Annotated in this window: 15 protein-coding genes and 1 tRNA gene; 1 reads left to right on the forward strand and 15 read right to left on the reverse strand. The window is 39.3% G+C overall.

The features are described from left to right. Positions 1-2: 2 nt before the first annotated feature. The 15 genes from ACZZZW_RS00045 to ACZZZW_RS00115 all read right to left on the reverse strand — a co-directional run bounded on the left by ACZZZW_RS00045 (position 3) and on the right by ACZZZW_RS00115 (position 15,420). Positions 3-2,324 (reverse strand): NADP-dependent malic enzyme, encoded by a 2,322-nt coding sequence (locus ACZZZW_RS00045; protein WP_463491956.1) that lies wholly within the window; start codon positions 2,322-2,324, stop codon positions 3-5. A gap of 116 nt (positions 2,325-2,440) precedes the next feature. Then, positions 2,441-2,863: a Fic family protein gene (locus ACZZZW_RS00050; protein ID WP_463491957.1), complete on the reverse strand. Its 423-nt coding sequence runs from the start codon at positions 2,861-2,863 to the stop codon at positions 2,441-2,443. A gap of 98 nt (positions 2,864-2,961) precedes the next feature. Then, on the reverse strand, positions 2,962-4,365 hold the full coding sequence (locus ACZZZW_RS00055; protein WP_055910589.1) for a lytic transglycosylase domain-containing protein: 1,404 nt from the start codon (positions 4,363-4,365) through the stop codon (positions 2,962-2,964). Positions 4,366-4,487: 122 nt separating this feature from the next. Next, a complete protein-coding gene (gene gatA, locus ACZZZW_RS00060; RefSeq protein WP_463491958.1) occupies positions 4,488-5,906 on the reverse strand; it encodes an Asp-tRNA(Asn)/Glu-tRNA(Gln) amidotransferase subunit GatA in 1,419 nt (472 codons plus the stop codon). An 18-nt stretch (positions 5,907-5,924) separates the two neighbouring features. Then, entirely contained in the window at positions 5,925-6,125 is a 201-nt protein-coding gene (locus ACZZZW_RS00065) for a Sec-independent protein translocase subunit TatA/TatB (protein ID WP_029287719.1), read from the reverse strand. Positions 6,126-6,136: 11 nt separating this feature from the next. Continuing rightward, positions 6,137-6,499, reverse strand: a complete 363-nt coding sequence (locus ACZZZW_RS00070; protein ID WP_055910593.1) for a Sec-independent protein translocase subunit TatA/TatB — start codon at positions 6,497-6,499, stop codon at positions 6,137-6,139. Between the two features lie 46 nt (positions 6,500-6,545). After that, on the reverse strand, positions 6,546-7,841 hold the full coding sequence (locus ACZZZW_RS00075; protein ID WP_463491959.1) for a murein hydrolase activator EnvC family protein: 1,296 nt from the start codon (positions 7,839-7,841) through the stop codon (positions 6,546-6,548). Positions 7,842-8,025: 184 nt separating this feature from the next. Beyond that, positions 8,026-8,817, reverse strand: a complete 792-nt coding sequence (gene lolB1, locus ACZZZW_RS00080; RefSeq protein ID WP_055910599.1) for a lipoprotein insertase outer membrane protein LolB1 — start codon at positions 8,815-8,817, stop codon at positions 8,026-8,028. Beyond that, on the reverse strand, positions 8,795-10,492 hold the full coding sequence (locus ACZZZW_RS00085) for a tetratricopeptide repeat protein (protein ID WP_463491960.1): 1,698 nt from the start codon (positions 10,490-10,492) through the stop codon (positions 8,795-8,797). Before ACZZZW_RS00085 ends, lolB1 begins: the two co-directional genes overlap by 23 nt. Before the next feature lie 47 nt (positions 10,493-10,539). Continuing rightward, on the reverse strand, positions 10,540-10,971 hold the full coding sequence (gene dut / locus ACZZZW_RS00090; protein WP_463491961.1) for a dUTP diphosphatase: 432 nt from the start codon (positions 10,969-10,971) through the stop codon (positions 10,540-10,542). A gap of 79 nt (positions 10,972-11,050) precedes the next feature. Further along, positions 11,051-12,535 (reverse strand): lipopolysaccharide biosynthesis protein, encoded by a 1,485-nt coding sequence (locus ACZZZW_RS00095; protein ID WP_463491962.1) that lies wholly within the window; start codon positions 12,533-12,535, stop codon positions 11,051-11,053. A gap of 78 nt (positions 12,536-12,613) precedes the next feature. Then, positions 12,614-12,928 carry an acylphosphatase gene (locus tag ACZZZW_RS00100; protein ID WP_463491963.1) on the reverse strand — a complete coding sequence of 105 codons (315 nt, stop codon included), beginning with the start codon at positions 12,926-12,928 and terminating at the stop codon, positions 12,614-12,616. A 50-nt stretch (positions 12,929-12,978) separates the two neighbouring features. Continuing rightward, the gene (locus ACZZZW_RS00105; protein ID WP_463491964.1) at positions 12,979-13,935 is read right to left on the reverse strand and encodes an NAD(P)H-dependent flavin oxidoreductase; all 957 of its coding nucleotides are present in this window, start codon (positions 13,933-13,935) and stop codon (positions 12,979-12,981) included. A 120-nt stretch (positions 13,936-14,055) separates the two neighbouring features. Continuing rightward, a complete protein-coding gene (locus tag ACZZZW_RS00110) occupies positions 14,056-15,222 on the reverse strand; it encodes an amidohydrolase family protein (protein ID WP_463491965.1) in 1,167 nt (388 codons plus the stop codon). A 125-nt stretch (positions 15,223-15,347) separates the two neighbouring features. Further along, a tRNA-Thr gene (locus ACZZZW_RS00115) sits at positions 15,348-15,420 on the reverse strand. A 313-nt stretch (positions 15,421-15,733) separates the two neighbouring features. Here ACZZZW_RS00115 and ACZZZW_RS00120 point away from each other — a divergent pair. After that, positions 15,734-16,048, forward strand: a complete 315-nt coding sequence (locus ACZZZW_RS00120; RefSeq protein WP_463491966.1) for a hypothetical protein — start codon at positions 15,734-15,736, stop codon at positions 16,046-16,048. Positions 16,049-16,120 lie beyond the last annotated feature (72 nt).

The following is a 16,120-nucleotide window of genomic DNA, read 5'->3' on the forward strand; positions in this document are numbered from 1 at the left end:
TGCTACTTTTTAGTTGTTTTTCCAAATATACCTTTTCGTTTCGATGTTGCAATTTCTTCTTTTGCCTGCACATCTACAACAGCAATGGTTACCATATTAACGATTTCGCGTACAGAACTACCTAATTGAACAATATGAACAGGTTTATTCAACCCTAAAAGGATCGGACCAACCGCCTCGGCCCCTCCAAGTTCTTGTAACAATTTGTATGCAATGTTTCCAGATTCGAGATTTGGGAACACCAAAGTATTCGCCGGAGCATCTGCCAAAGTGCTGAAAGGGAAATTATCCTGCAACAATTCATTGTTAATGGCAAAGTTTCCCTGCATCTCCCCGTCCACCACAATCTCAGGATGGTTTTTATGAAGAAGGTTTACGGTTTCCCTCACTTTATTTGGTGTTACCCCATCATTCGAACCGAAATTTGAATAAGATAATAAGGCAATACGCGGTTTGATGTTAAACTGCTTAACAGATTTATCGATCAGCAAGGTAATATCCACCAGTTCTTCTGCTGTTGGATCTACGTTTACTGTGGTATCGCCAAAGAAAACGGGCCCCTTTTTGGTCATCATCATATACATACCAGCTACACGTTTTACGCCTGGCTCTACCCCGATTACCTGCAAAGCAGGCTTAATGGTAGCACCATAATTTTTGGTCAAACCCGAAATCATGGCATCGGCGTCGCCAAACTCAACCATCGATGCACCATAGTAATTACGGTCTCTCAATAATTTAGTGGCATCGCGCATAGAAGAAACACCCTTACGCTGACGTTTTTTAAATAATGCTTCTGCATATTGCTTGGTCTTGTCAGGGTTCTGCATCTGATCGATAATCTCTACCCCATCTAGCTCCAAAGCATGTTCATCGATAATTGCCTGTATTTTCTCTTTATTTCCCAAAAGAATTGGAATAGCAATGTTATCATCTTTTACAATCTGGGCAGCCTTTAAAATTTTGTAGTTATCTGCCTCAGCAAATACCACACGTTTAGGATCCATCTTCGCTTTGGTGGTTACCGCCCTCATAATGGCATCATCCAGGCCTAAACGTTTTCTTAATTCTTCATTATAGGCATCCCAATCGGTAATGATTTTTCTGGCCACGCCGCTCTCAATCGCTGCTTTTGCTACCGCTGTTGATACTTCCGTAATCAGCCTGAAATCAACTGGTTTTGGAATGATATAATCGCGCCCAAATTTTAAGTTACGGGCATTGTAAGCTAGGTTTACAGCTTCCGGAACCGATTTTTTAGCCAGTTCTGCAATCGCCTTAACCGCAGCAATTTTCATGGCTTCATTGATGCTGGTTGCCCTAACATCTAACGCTCCCCTGAAAATATAAGGAAAACCCAGTACGTTGTTCACCTGGTTGGGATAATCAGAACGGCCTGTAGCCATAATAATGTCCTTACGTGTTTTAATGGCCAGTTCATAAGCAATCTCAGGATTTGGATTGGCCATGGCAAAAACAATCGGGTTTTTAGCCATCCCCACCAACATATCCGGAGAAATTACGTTGGCAGCCGAAAGTCCGATAAAAACATCGGCACCCTTCATCGCCTCTCCAATATTAGAAATGCCTTTTCTGGTGGTGGCAAAGCTCATGCGGATATCATCCAGATCGGTACGGTGAATATCAATTAATCCATTGATATCAAACATAACCAGATTCTCTTTTTTAACGCCTAAACTGAGGTACATTTTAGAGCAGGAAACAGCTGCTGCGCCAGCGCCACTTACTACAACCTGAATTTTATCTATTTTCTTTTTCTGAATTTCGCAGGCATTTAGCAAGGCTGCACCAGAAATTATGGCTGTTCCATGCTGATCATCATGCATTACAGGAATGTTCATTTCCTGCTTTAAACGCCTTTCAATTTCAAAACATTCTGGTGCTTTAATATCTTCAAGGTTAATCCCTCCGAAAGTGGGCTCCAAAGCCTTAACGATTTTCACAAAATCATCTACATTTTCGGTATCCAGCTCCAAATCGAATACATCAATATCAGAGAATATTTTAAATAAAAGGCCTTTACCTTCCATTACCGGCTTGCCGGCTTCCGGACCGATATTGCCCAGGCCTAAAACCGCTGTTCCATTACTGATTACAGCAACTAAATTACCCTTTGCGGTATATTTATAAACATCATCTTTATTGTTTGCTATTTTTAAACAAGGCTCAGCAACTCCTGGAGAATATGCCAGGGTTAAATCCCTTTGCGATGTTGTAGGTTTAGTGGGTACTACTTGTATCTTTCCCGGACGGCCTTGCGAGTGGTAATCCAACGCATCTTGCTTTCTATTCGTATTACTCATTAAGTAACTTATTAGTGACGCTGCAAAGGTACAATTCTTTTTATGAGGCTTAAAATAAAAAGCCGTTCAAAAAAAGTTAAATAAGAATAATTGAGCAATATAGGAAAGAGATTCCCCTACCGGTCCCTTTTTCTGGGCTGGAAGTTCATCCCGAAGTTTTGAGTTAGTTTTTTTTTCTGTTCAATCTCCTTATTCTTCCTTTCGATGGCTAAATTGGCAAAATAGACCGTTAGTACGCTATTGTCCTTATGTTTATCAGAAAGTTTAAGTGCTTCGAAATAGGTGGCTTTGTCAACGGCTTTTATAATCAGATGTGGTTGCTTAAACCTGGCTAGAATATAGTTGGAAATCAATCTTCCTACACGGCCGTTACCATCGGGAAAAGGATGGAGATAGATGAAAAACTTATGAAATCGTGCGCTGATCTCCAATGGATGTAATTTGCCACTGGCTATTGCATGTTCAATTGAATCTACCAATTCTGGCATTCTTTTAATACTAACTTCAAAATCGCCAAAAACCGTATTCCCCGCAGCCATTTGAGTTTGGGTTTTAATAAAAATCTAATTTTATCAGCGGCTAAAGGACAAGCTGAAATGCAGTGATAGAGATTAGCGAAGATTGTATTGCAGGTTTATTACCCTTTACTAATTTTCAAAATCATACCCACTTGCAAACCCGCTTTAGACAGGCGGTTATCGCGACGGATTGTCTGCACGGTCGCACCATCAAATTTTTCAGCAATCTCCGATAAGGTATCGCCGGTTTTAACCGTATAACTTAAAAATGAAGCTGGTGCCTTTAATGGTGTACGGTTTTTAGCATAAATTTTCAGCCTTTGTCCCGGTACTATTGTTTTACTTTTCAAACCGTTCCACACCCTTAAATCCTGTACCTCAACACCATATTTACTGGCTACAGCCGTTAAATTCTGACCGGCAGTAACTTTGTGGTATACTACAGCAGAAACGGCCAGACTTTTACCTTTTTTCTTTCTTAAATCCCTTACATCATCAGTGCTGGCCTCTATAACCCTCATGTTTGCTTCAACTTCTTGATTATTTAACACATCATAAATACCCGCATAATCGATATCCTTCAATTTAGGCATCACAATCCGTTTCGGCTCATCATCCGTACCGTTTACAATCTTTTTCTTATATGATGGATTTAACGCCATCATCGCTGCCTCTTCAATATTGAGCACCTTTGCCAGTGTAGATAAAGAAACAAAACGGGTGGTTTGAACGGTATCGGTTTTTAAAAACATGGTCGATGCCTGTGCGGTAATCTGGTGTTTGCCAGAATAATTCATTACATATACAGCAGCTATAAAAGCGGGCACATAATTTCTGGTTTCTTTAGGTAAAAACTGTCTGATTACCCAAAAATCCCTTGATCCTGCTTTTTCAATGGCCCTGTTTACATTGCCTTTACCACAGTTATAGGCAGCAATGGCCAAAAGCCAATCGCCCAGTTCTTCAAACGCATCCCTAAAATAAGCTGCGGCAGCATAACTGGCCTGGATAGGATCTTTCCGTTCATCAACAAAATTATCCATTTTTAAGCCATAGGCTTTACCCGTGCCAAACATAAACTGCCAGATTCCTGTTGCGCCAACTCTGGAAATGGCATGTGGGTTCATCTGTGATTCTACAATGGTTAAATATTTAATTTCCTGCGGAATGTTATAATCTTTTAAAGCCTTATCAAAAATCGGGAAATAATAACTCGATAAACCAATCATTTTGCCGAACATATCCTTACGCTTCGCATAAATATCAATGTACTGCTGTACGTATTCGTTATAAGGAAGTGGAACTGTTTTCGCGATGGAATCAAGCCTGAGCTTATAGATAAAGTTCTGTCCCATGGTTAATGGGTTTTCAGAAACTGAAGGCACCGCTACAGTATCGGTATTGATAAAAATGTTGTTGTGTACCTTCGGGAGACTATCTAATCTGAGTGTTTGTTGCGCAGAAGCGGAAGAAATATATCCTAAGCAAGCACAAATTGAAGCAAAAAGTAATTTTTTAATCATGGGCTATTGGTTTATTCAGTACCGCCATTCCGAACCTGATTCAGAATCCATTGTATAGATGCCAGTCCTGAAAACATCAGGACGGCATGGCAGTTACTGCACACAGCTCAAAGAGCTAATGCCTATTTTAAAAAAGCCTGAGAAAAAGCCAAAAGCTTATCTTCCTCAAAATGTTTGGCTGTAAATTGAATACTTAACGGCAAATTGTCGTTATTATTGCCTAAAGGCAAAGCAATTGCCGGGTTACCGCTTAAAGATGGCAATACCGTAAATATATCGGCCATGTACATCACCAGCGCATCCTGTAGGTTATCACCGATTTTAAAAGCAGTAGTAGGTGCAACAGGAGAAAGAATTAAATCGTAATCCTGAAATAAAGCATCCATTTTTTCTCTTATTAAACGCCTTACCTGCTGCGCTTTCTGATAATAAGCATCATAATATCCGGCACTTAACACAAAAGTTCCTAAAAGGATCCTGCGTTTCACTTCCTCTCCAAAACCCTCGGCCCTTGATAGCTTATAAAGTTCGTTTAAAGACTTTGCTTCCAGGTTACGATGGCCATAATGCACCCCGTCATACCTGGAAAGATTTGAGGAAGCCTCGGCTGTGGTTAAAATATAATAAGCCGGAACCAAATAATCCAAAAGATCGAAAGAAACATATTCAATCGTATGCCCGTCTGCTTTCAGTTTATCAATTGATTTTAAAATTGCTGTTTTAATTTCAGGATCAAGCGCATCGCTTTCTATCGTTTCTTTTAAAACTGCTATTTTTTGTTTTTTATGTTCATTTAAATGAGCAGGATAATCCGGAACGGCTAAGGGCGAAACTGTCGAATCGTAATCATCAGCACCAGCCAAAACCTGCAGAAGCAGGGCTGCATCTTCTACCGATGAAGTAATTGGGCCAACCTGATCAAAAGATGAAGCGTACGCAATAACACCATACCTGGAAATTCGGCCATAAGTTGGCTTTAATCCAATCTGTCCGCAAAAAGCAGCCGGTTGGCGAACTGAACCTCCGGTATCGGTACCCAAAGCAGATAAACACATATCGGCCTGAACAGCTACAGCAGAACCTCCAGAAGATCCTCCCGGCACAAGCTCAGGGTTTGCGGCATTTTTAACGGCTCCGTAAAATGAAGTTTCGTTAGAACCGCCCATGGCAAATTCATCACAGTTTAACCGGCCGATAATGATGGCATCTTGCGCCAGTAAACGTTCTACAACCGTTGAGGAATATGGCGATACAAAGCCTTCGAGCATTTTTGAAGATGCAGTAACAATATGGTCTTTGTAGCAGATATTATCTTTAATACCAATCACCATCCCTGCAAGTTTACCCGCAGTACCTTCTTCTATTTTTTGCTGTATCGCTTTCGCCTGAGCTTCGGCCGATAAAAAAAACACCTCATTAAATGCATTGAGGTGTTCATTTTTTTCAATTTGCTTAAAATAATAAGCCAATAAATCGGGTAAAGTTAATTGCTTTTGCGAAATAAGCGATTGTATCTCTTTAAGAGAGCTGTATTTCTTCAAAACTAAAAATTATTGCAATTAAACGGTTTTATCACGGTTAGATGGATCTACCTGTTCACCATCAACGCCATCTTTACCATCTTTAAATTCTTTAACACCTTTACCTAAACCTCTCATCAGTTCAGGAATTTTTTTACCACCAAATAATAACAATACCACTACCGCAATAATGATAATTTCTGGTGTTCCAAGCATTGCTGCTATTGTTGTATTTAACATGATTTTCTTGTTTAAACTTTTTCTTTGTCAGTTACAATTTTTTCGTCGGTAGGCTTGGCCAGGTCTATATGTGGCGCACTGGCCTCAACCTTTTCATCAACAGGTGTTTCCTCTGTCGGATGATGACGTTGGCTATGGTTATTTACAGCTGTTTCTTCCGCTTCTTCTTTATCTAAGTCCATAGCATTGATATTTCTGTGAATTTCACGCTTCACACCATCAGATGCATCTTTAAATTCTCTGATCCCTTTCCCCAGCCCTCTTGCAAGCTCAGGTAGCTTTTTACCACCGAACAACAATAAGACTACCACTAAAATGAGCACGATCTCCGATCCACCCATGTTTAAAAACTCTAATAACGTGCCTTGATACATCACTAATATAATTTATACAAATATATACATTTTAAAAACTATTCTTTTACTTACTAATCCAGGCCTCTGGATTCAATTTTGTCTGTCCCCTCATAATTTCGAAGTGCAGCTCGGCAACATCTCCTGAATTTGCAAGCACACCTATTGTTTGGCGGGTACTTACCTTATCTCCTTTGCTTACACTGGCCGATTTAAGGTTTTGATAAATGGTAAAATAATTACCATGCATTAAAATCACCACGTACTTACCATAAATAAGGCTTACTCCTAAAACCTCACCATCAAAAACCGCCCTCACTGCCGAACCTTCTGAGGCTGTAATGTTTACCCCCTCATTGTTCATAGATGCCTGATCTACCTTGTGAACACCAAAATGTTCAGTAATTGTTCCTGAAACAGGATATGGCAATCTACCACGGTTATTTTCAAATCCTGCTGCCAGTTTAGCCGAACCGGCATCGTTGGTAAGCAGTTCATTGGTACTCTTCTCTTTTGCTGCTGCCGGAGCTGCCGGGGCAGGCCTGTTTTCGGCTTTTGCTTTGGCTGCTGCCGCTCTTGCCTCAGCTGCTGCTTTAGCCGCAGCAATACGGGCCTCTTCTGCAGCTTTTCTTCTGGCTTCCTCAATTGCTCTCTGGATCGCCAAACGGATTGCCTTGTCAATCTGTACCTGTTGTTTTTTGCGGGTATTGATATCCTGCTTAAACTGAGATTCCTGCTTGCTTAAATTCTTTAAAACTACCGCCTGCTCACTTTTATCCTTACCCAGGCGCTCACGCTCCCTTTCCTGTTCTTTTAACAGATCACTTTTTTCCCTAAGTGTTTTATCAAGCACTTTAATCTTGCCATTTAAGTCTTGCTGTGTATTTTCGATATAACCAGCTTGTTTTTTGCGGTATTGGCTAAACTGCTGTAAATATTTTATTCTTTTATAAGCCTGGTTAAAATCTTTCGCTGCAAAAATAAACATCATCTTATCATAGGAGTTTCTGTTCCGTTGTGCAAAGCGGATCATTCCTGCATATTCCTTTTTAAGATCGCCTAACTGGCCTTGTAACGTATGTACGGTATTCGTGTTCTGAGAGATTTGGTTATCCAGATTTTTTATTTCAGAATTGATTGTACCAATTTTATCCTGGCGCAACCTGATCTGGGCATTTATCGCATTAATCTGTTGCAGGGTAAGCTTTTTACCACTGGCAGCCTTATTTAAATTCTTTTGAAGCTGTTCAATTTCGCGTTGTATAGCTTCTTTTTTCCTTCTGAGCTGACTTTCAGTTTGTGCAACCGCCGAAAGGGTAAGCATGCTTAAAAAAAGGATAAATAGGAGTTTTTGTAGCTTCATTAAGCCAAAAGTATAAAAATTTTATAGTAAAAAGTATTAAAATCGAGATACAAAAGTCATAATCGCTTATTACAGAATTGTCTTCACTTAATCTTCATATAATGCAAATATTGCCAAAGCAACCCTTGCAATGCAGCAGAATCACTTTGGCAACTCATTATAGATACCTAACCATAGTTAAGCCTTACTTTACAACTGCAAATCTCTTTGGTACATTAAACGGAAAATCAACAGGAACATTGCCATCAATTTTCACAAACTGAAGGTCGATATTTATTTTCTTGGCTTTGGATAGCGTTTTGATCTGTAGGGCACTTGGAAATAAGGATTCGTTTAATTTCTGATAGTCGGTATAGGTAACTTTTAACGCCTGACCATTTTTTACATCATTCAAATTTGTTTCCGCAACTTTAAAAAGTGTATTAAAAAGCAATTTATAGTCAAGCTCAGATTTACTTCCCGAAACTACCCAGGCGCCGTTTTCCTGTTTAACATCCGATTGCTGGGTTAAAAACTCGCCCATGGCATTTCCGGTTAAAATGGCCTGTAAGGTATTAAAGTTGACCTGTTTATTGGTGAAATTATAAATATAGCTGAATGGTTTTTTCAAATATTCGCTTTTTGCCCTGTTCATAATCTTAATGCTATCAGGGGTAATCAATGCTCTTGCCGGCTCGTATGCCCCGCCCAATGCCGTAATGCTAACCCAAATGATCTCTTTGTCCTTCATCCTGAAATTCATGGTTACATCATTCACATCGCCGGCAATATCCAAGGTAGCTTTGGCCTTTAAAGAAAGGGTATTGAATTTTAGCTGTTTGCTATTTAATAAAGTTAAGGCTTCTGCTTTTGAATTATCGGTTTTGGTTTCCACTTTGGTTGGAGGAGCTACCACAATTTCTTTCTTAGGCTTACAGGCCGATATAGAAACCACAACTCCCAACAGGGTTACGCTATTTAAAATACTTCTTTTCATTTATCTTTTTAATTAATACTTCCGAACCGTTTCCGGCCTCTTTAGCCTTTTGCCACTGGATTAATGCCGCATCCTTTTCACCTTTCATAAAAAGAATATCTCCATATCGCTCCAGGTAAACATCGTTCTTATTGCTATTGTTTTGTAAGGCCTTTTCAATCCATGTTTTTGCCAGATCGTACTTTTGCTGCTTAAACAGAATAAAAGCATAAGTATCGGCAACCGATGGATTATCGGGCATACCGTTGGCCGCAGTTTCGGCATATTTGGCCGCTTTTGCCAGATCATCATTTTTTAAGGCCAGGTAATAGGCATAATTATTCATGATCAGGTAATTATCAGGCTCGAGTGATATTGCTTTTTCAAAGGCCGTTTTAGCTGAGGCAAAATTATTCTGATTGATATAAATATCGCCCTGCAAGGCATAAATCTGTGCCTGGAGGCTCTTGTTCTCCACATCCAATTGCAATGAGGTTTTTAAGTTGTTCTGGGCTGCATCATATTTACCTGTTTTAAACAAGGCATAAGCCATGTAATAATATAAACTGGCCTGATTGGGGTAAATGGTGAGGGCTTCATCGCCAACTTTTACAGCTTCATTATAATGGCCCAGTAACGTCTGTATATTAATTACCTGTTCCCAAACCACATAAATCTGTTCATTGAGCTTTAAAGCGGCCTGATACTGTACCAAAGCATCCTTTAAATTATTCTGCTGATATAACACATCGCCATAAAGTGCCAGTGCTTTAGCATCACCTGGATTTTTTTCTGCAACAAGCTTACTCAGTACGGTTACATTTTTAGCTACAACAGGCTGGTTCAGTTTAGAAAAAAGTGCGGCAATAATTTTGACTTTTTCAGTTAATGGCATTTCTGCACTTTCGAAAGCCAGCTTTAATGCCCCAAAGGCAGCATCATCATTTTTCTGCCGGCGGTAAATATCGGCCAGGGCAAGGTTTACCTCAAAATTATTTGGCTCTAACTGCTGTGCTTTGCTTAATACCTTTAAAGCTTCAGGATCGTTTCCTTTTTGTAAAAGCAAACCTGCTGCATATAAATAATTTTTTACATCGGCCTGGTTCCCCTCCAGTAGTTTAACAATATCACTCTCTGCTGCACTTCCGTTTGCCTGAAACCGTTTTTTTGCATTTACCAAATCCCTTGATTCCCCAAATTTGGCACCAATTTCGTCATAAGTCTTTTTTGCTGCATCAAGCTGGTTGGCTAAAAACTGTGCGTTGGCCTTATCAAAATAATAAGCATCATTTTCCGGCTCAAGGCGGATCAGCTGATTAAATACCTCAATCAGTTCTGGCATTTTATTGTTTCGCTTATATACCTCTCCAAGTAAGCGCCAGTACCATAGGTTTTCGGCATTTAACTTAATGGCCTGTTTTATATTCTGCTCTGCGTCGTTTAGTTTGTCCAGGCGGAGATTTGCATTGGCCAGCTCGAAATAAGCGGGATGGTTATTAGGATCCAAACCTACAATTTTATTGAAATTAGTAGAAGCCAGCACATAATTTTCAGACATTTTCTCTCGCAGCCCCGCAAAAAACAACTGTTTTACCATGTTGCTATCACGGTTGCTGGCTGGCGCAATTACACTTTGACCAAAGGCCTTGAAGCCAAACAAAGTAGCTCCGATAAGAAAATGTACTTTGTACTTCATATCATTTTATCCATCCAAAAATTAACTGAAAACGGCTAACTCCAAACTTATTTCCCGGTATGGCCGTAACCGCCATCACCACGGGCCGTTTCGCCCAATGCTGCAACAGCCTGCCAGCTAACGGTTTCATGTTTGGCCACAACCATTTGAGCAATTCTGTCGCCATTTAAAATTTTAAAATCCGTATCTGATAAATTTACCAATAAAACTTTTATTTCACCACGATAATCAGCATCAATCGTACCCGGTGAGTTTACAATACCGATGCCATGCTTATAAGCCAGTCCGCTCCGTGGTCTGATCTGCGCTTCATAGCCAATTGGAAGTTCAATAAACAGCCCTGTTGGTACGAGCAACCGCTGCAAAGGTTTCAACACAATTTCTTCAGTTATCGATGCGAGGAGGTCCATCCCTGCTGCGTGGGCTGTTTCATATTGTGGAAGCGCGTGCTCAGATTTATTGATTATTTTTATTTCCATCTTGCTTGATTGGTGCTTGGTTTATTGATTATGATTTGATGGCCATTGACCATTAACTATGAACCTAATACAAAAGTCTCTAACTATCTCTTTTTAACATTTTCATTACCGTATTTTTTTCAAAGTAGTAAACACCTGCTAAAAATAATACTAAAATGCCGTTGCCAATGTAAATATTACGTTTGAAAACCCAGAATGAAAGGTATACCATTAAAATAGAAACCAGTATATATATACTCATTGCCTTAAGTTTATAGGGAATGGGATAATGCTTTTGCCCAAGCAGATAAGAAATTACCATGATGATGAAATAGGCAAACATTGATACCCAGGCAGAGCCCATGTAGCTAAATTTAGGGATTAGGATTATATTCATAATAATGGTAAAAACTGCACCAACCAATGAAATATATAAACCGTATTTGGTTTGATCGGATAAACGGTACCATACCGATAGATTCATGTAAATACCCAGACAAACATAGCCGAACAACAGGAATGGAACCGCGTTGAGCCCTACCCAATACCTCGAATTGATAAAATGCTTGATAATTTCAATATTGGCTGTCAGGCCAACAAAAAGGATTGATAAGGCAAGCACGAAGTAGTACAGAATTGTTGCATAAGTTTGTTTTGCATTTGCATTTTTGGCATGACTAAAGAAAAATGGCTCTGCGCCCAACCTAAATGCTGTGTTAAAAATACTGATGAAGATAGCCAGCTTACAAACTGCACCATATATACCCACATCATGACTGGAAATACTTTCTGGCAGGTATTTACTCAATAAAATCTTATCCAGGTTTTCATTGATAATGAAAGAAAGATTGGCAACCAGAACCGGCCAGCTATAACCCAGCATATTACGGAACAGGCTTTTATTAAACTTTAACCGGATTTCCAGAAACTGCGGGATAAGCATCAGTAAAGTAACTATGCTCGCAATTAAATTGGCTATAAACACATAACCCACCCAACGCCCGTTATACCAGGAAGAAAGCCATCCAGAAAGGATATCATGCTTAATGAAAAATGGTATAACGTAGATGAACATTAAATTGAGGCCCACAAAAGTTCCGATATTTAAAAACTTGATCACGCTGTATTTAAATGGTTTCCCATCAGCCCTTAACTTGGCAAAAGGAATTACACTGATTGCATCCACAAACAAGATCCAGACAAAATAATGCACATAAGATTTCTGAGCGGCCAACCCTGCTATGTTTCCATCAAGGGTATACCTTGCCAGATAATCAGAAAAAATTAATGCGGTTATTAAAAACAGTGTCGAAATAAAAGCAATTACCAAAAAGCTGTTGTTATACACCTCCTGTTTCCTATCCTCATGCTTATTCAAGTACCTGAAGAAAGTAGTTTCCATACCAAAAGCCAAAATAGGATTGATGATGGATACATAGCTGAACATTGTAGTGAAAACACCATAAACACCAGGCGCAAATACACCTGTGTACACAGGAGTTAAAATAAAATTGAACAACCGCGAAAAAATGGTACTGATACCATATATCATGGTTTGTCCAAGAAACTTTTTATATACAGACATTTATGATTGAGATTTGAATACTGCGCGTTGAAATAAGCTCCTTAACCGAACAATACAACCATCCAACAGTTCAGCAATTTATTTTCTTAAAATTTCGAAATTACGGTAGTTTTTTACTTCGCCATCGCTTACGGCAACATTTTCTACCCGCGAACGATCTGGCCCTTCCTTGCACCAGTTTACAAATTCTTCCAGGAAAATAGCTTCACCCTCGGCCTCAATGAAAACTGAACCGTCCTTTTCATTACGTACAAAACCGGTTACCATCATTTGATTGGCAATAATTTTAGTGGTTTCCCTAAAGCCAACGCCCTGCACTTTTCCTGTTACAATTATATTAAGGTGTTTCACCTCTAAATCCCCCGAAGGCGACGCTACATTTCTTTCGCTCATGTTTAAATTTATTGTTGCAAAGTTAGCAAAGCAATTGTGTTTAGGAATGTTTAAAAATCCAATTCATTCGGCAAATTTTTTAGTCTTGCACATTCAGCTTTAAAAGCCGACCATATTTCATCAAGAATCTCTTTTGCAGGCCTGATTGCGTTGAGCATTGCCGATACCTGGCCGATTTCGAGTTCGCCGTTTTCCATATCCCCTTCAAACATGCCCAATTTTGCCCTAGCCTTGCCCAAAAGTTCCATTAAATGGTTACGGTCGGCACCCTCGCTCTCAGCTATTGAAATTGCATCAGCAAATTCGTTTTTTAACAACCTCACCGGAACCAATTTTTTCATGGCCAGTCTGGTGTCACCTTCAGTGGCTGAAATAATTTTATTTTTAAATGATCGGTGTGCCGAAGACTCCTCAGCCACAGCAAAGGCCGAACCGATCTGTACCGCATCAGCGCCTAAAGCAAAGGCAGCCAACATCGCTTTTCCACTCCCGATGCCACCAGCTGCGATGACCGGAATTTTTACAGCCTCTTTTATTATTGGGATTAAACACAAAGTAGTGGTTTCTTCTCTTCCATTGTGCCCACCTGCTTCGAAACCTTCGGCAACAATCGCATCTACACCGGCCTCTTGTGCCTTTAAAGCAAATTTGGTGTTCGCAATAACATGCACAACTGTTATTCCTTCCGCTTTTAAAATACTGGTCCATGTTGCAGGATTTCCGGCAGAAGAAAACACAATTTTCACATCTTCCTCGATCACTACATTGATAATTTCCTGGATATTTGGATATAAGAGTGGAATATTTACCCCAAATGGTTTATCAGTAGCCAGTTTGCACTTTTGGATATGCGTCCTTAAAACATCTGGATACATGGAGCCTGCACCAATAATGCCAAGGCCACCGGCATTAGATACTGCGGAGGCTAATTTCCAGCCGCTGCACCAAACCATGCCGGCCTGAATAATTGGATATTTAATATTGAAAAGTTTACAGATTGGATTCATCGAGAATATTTACTTTATAAAAAGTCTTATACATTAAAGTTTTTAAACAAACTCTATCATACCTTAAAAATGACACCTTTTAAGTCGATTACAAAAGATGATATGTAGAAATATTTACTATTAAATCAGCAGTTGAACCTGATCGCTTTCAATCGTAAAATCAGCGGATAGCTGGATTAAATTCAATCCTGGCCTTTTACCAACCGCTATTGTTCCAATTTGGTGATCAAGCTCCAAAAATTCGGCGCCATTTAACGTTGCCCAACTCAAAAGCTGCTCAAAATCTACTTTTTTGTGTTTCTGCAAGGTAATCATCTCTGAAAGGATATTAAGTTGATGATTACTCGCCAGGCTATCAGTTCCTAAGGTAATTTTTACATTTTCTTCTATTAAAAGGTCAACATCCGGCAGCTCATTTTCTATATATAAATTGGCCTGCGGACAAAGGCACCAGTACAGCTTGCCATTGTTAGCTTTTGCAAATTGAATATCTGCTTTACTGGTTACCGTATTATGCACCAGTAAAGTTTTCTGTCCCTTTAAATAAGGTAGCCAGCTTTGTAAAGATGTTTTTTGTGTTGGTAGAAAGAAAGAAATATCCAGTCCTAAAAACTGATAAAGATCTAAAAATCCCCCGGTTTTATCCTCAAAAAAAGCATTCTCATTTTCAGTTTCCTGGTTATGCACACTTATAAAACTATTGTGATCTTCAGCATCCTGCCTTATCAATTCAAAAAGTTCGGGAGACACCGAATATGGAGCATGAGGAACAATTGATGCCGGTAAAGGTGCAAAGCCTTTTTTAATCCCTGTGGAATACGCCATGATTGCCTCGGCACGTTCGGGGTTAAAACCCATTGCCTCCACAAAAGTGTGGTAATGTATTTTGCTGTTTTCTTTTATTCCCTTTGAAACTAGCTGGTTGGAAATATCGCCTACGGCAACAATCCCATTGTCGGCCATGGTTTGATCGGCATCCCGCATGGCTGCATTAATCTTTTCTTCTTCGCTCTGCCTGTTTTTGATAATGTTCTGCACAAATTCAACCAGTCCCGTTTGCTCAGGAATTTGCCCTAACAGGTGCGAAAGTTCCAAATGGCAATGGGTATTGATAAAACCCGGAACTATAGCACCCTTATAATTTATTACCTTTAAATCAAGTTTGGCTGCCTCTTCCTTAGTCAGTATTTCTTCAATAGTACCATCCGAATTTACGGCTACTACACCATTTTTGATCGGTGGGGCAGAAACAGGAAAAACCCAATCGGCTGAAAAATATTTTAGCATGCTGCAAAATAGCGCAATAAAGAGAGCAAATAAAAATATTCTTCCCAGGCCAGCATTATTTTGATCGGGAAATGATTTTTGAAAGAATTTTCTGGCGGAAACCAGAACTTGGAAATAAAAAAAAGAGCCTCCTATCGGAATCGAACCAATGACCTACTGATTACAAGTCAGTTGCTCTACCAGCTGAGCTAAGGAGGCTTTTTATCGGCTGCAATGATAGAAAAAAATCTTCTTTTTTCAAAAACTGAAATATCTTTTTTTTAACAGCAGTTTCTATTCTGAATTTAGCTATTTCGGCCACACGCTATGGATTAACAACCGGATCATTAAAAAAACAACTGCAATTTCTGTTGTCATTCACCACAAAGTGTGGAGAAACTCCACAATAAAAAAATCCTGGCACAACACAAAAACATTGATAATGAGCAATTTAAATAAAAACTGGCATTTGGCACCATTATGAATCATTAGGAAGTATTGTTACACAAATTAATTTTTTAAAATATATACCATGAAAAAATTCGTTTTAGCAGCTACAGTATTAGCATTTGCAGGATTCTCAGCAGTACAAGCAAGTGAAGTAAAAGATTTTAAAACCACTGCAATTGTTGCAGTTCAAGATAGCGCAGTAAAAACACCAGTTAAATTGGAAGAACTTCCTGCTCCGGTAACAACAGCATTAAAATCTGATGCATACAAAGCATGGACCGCTACCGAAGCCTGGTCTGTTAAAGAAGGTACAAAAGAGTATTATTTAATCAACGTAAAAAAAGAGGCAGAAACTGGTTCAGTTAAAATTGACAAAGACGGTAAGCCAGTTCAATAATATTAATAATCTGATTAACGCTCTATAATTAACAAGCATATTACCGTAACGTAAGTTACACAACACTTAAAT

This window comes from Pedobacter sp. AC379, from assembly GCF_979258145.1.

Coding starts and splice junctions, on each gene's coding strand:
- dut (WP_463491961.1), bottom strand. CDS start 10,971: ATGGAAATAAAAATAATCAATAAATCTGAGCACGCGCTTCCACAATAT.
- ACZZZW_RS00045 (WP_463491956.1), bottom strand. CDS start 2,324: ATGAGTAATACGAATAGAAAGCAAGATGCGTTGGATTACCACTCGCAA.
- ACZZZW_RS00095 (WP_463491962.1), bottom strand. CDS start 12,535: ATGTCTGTATATAAAAAGTTTCTTGGACAAACCATGATATATGGTATC.
- ACZZZW_RS00065 (WP_029287719.1), bottom strand. CDS start 6,125: ATGTTAAATACAACAATAGCAGCAATGCTTGGAACACCAGAAATTATC.
- ACZZZW_RS00100 (WP_463491963.1), bottom strand. CDS start 12,928: ATGAGCGAAAGAAATGTAGCGTCGCCTTCGGGGGATTTAGAGGTGAAA.
- ACZZZW_RS00110 (WP_463491965.1), bottom strand. CDS start 15,222: ATGCTAAAATATTTTTCAGCCGATTGGGTTTTTCCTGTTTCTGCCCCA.
- ACZZZW_RS00120 (WP_463491966.1), top strand. CDS start 15,734: ATGAAAAAATTCGTTTTAGCAGCTACAGTATTAGCATTTGCAGGATTC.
- ACZZZW_RS00050 (WP_463491957.1), bottom strand. CDS start 2,863: ATGGCTGCGGGGAATACGGTTTTTGGCGATTTTGAAGTTAGTATTAAA.
- ACZZZW_RS00070 (WP_055910593.1), bottom strand. CDS start 6,499: ATGTATCAAGGCACGTTATTAGAGTTTTTAAACATGGGTGGATCGGAG.
- ACZZZW_RS00085 (WP_463491960.1), bottom strand. CDS start 10,492: ATGAAGTACAAAGTACATTTTCTTATCGGAGCTACTTTGTTTGGCTTC.
- ACZZZW_RS00055 (WP_055910589.1), bottom strand. CDS start 4,365: ATGATTAAAAAATTACTTTTTGCTTCAATTTGTGCTTGCTTAGGATAT.
- lolB1 (WP_055910599.1), bottom strand. CDS start 8,817: ATGAAAAGAAGTATTTTAAATAGCGTAACCCTGTTGGGAGTTGTGGTT.
- ACZZZW_RS00075 (WP_463491959.1), bottom strand. CDS start 7,841: ATGAAGCTACAAAAACTCCTATTTATCCTTTTTTTAAGCATGCTTACC.
- ACZZZW_RS00105 (WP_463491964.1), bottom strand. CDS start 13,935: ATGAATCCAATCTGTAAACTTTTCAATATTAAATATCCAATTATTCAG.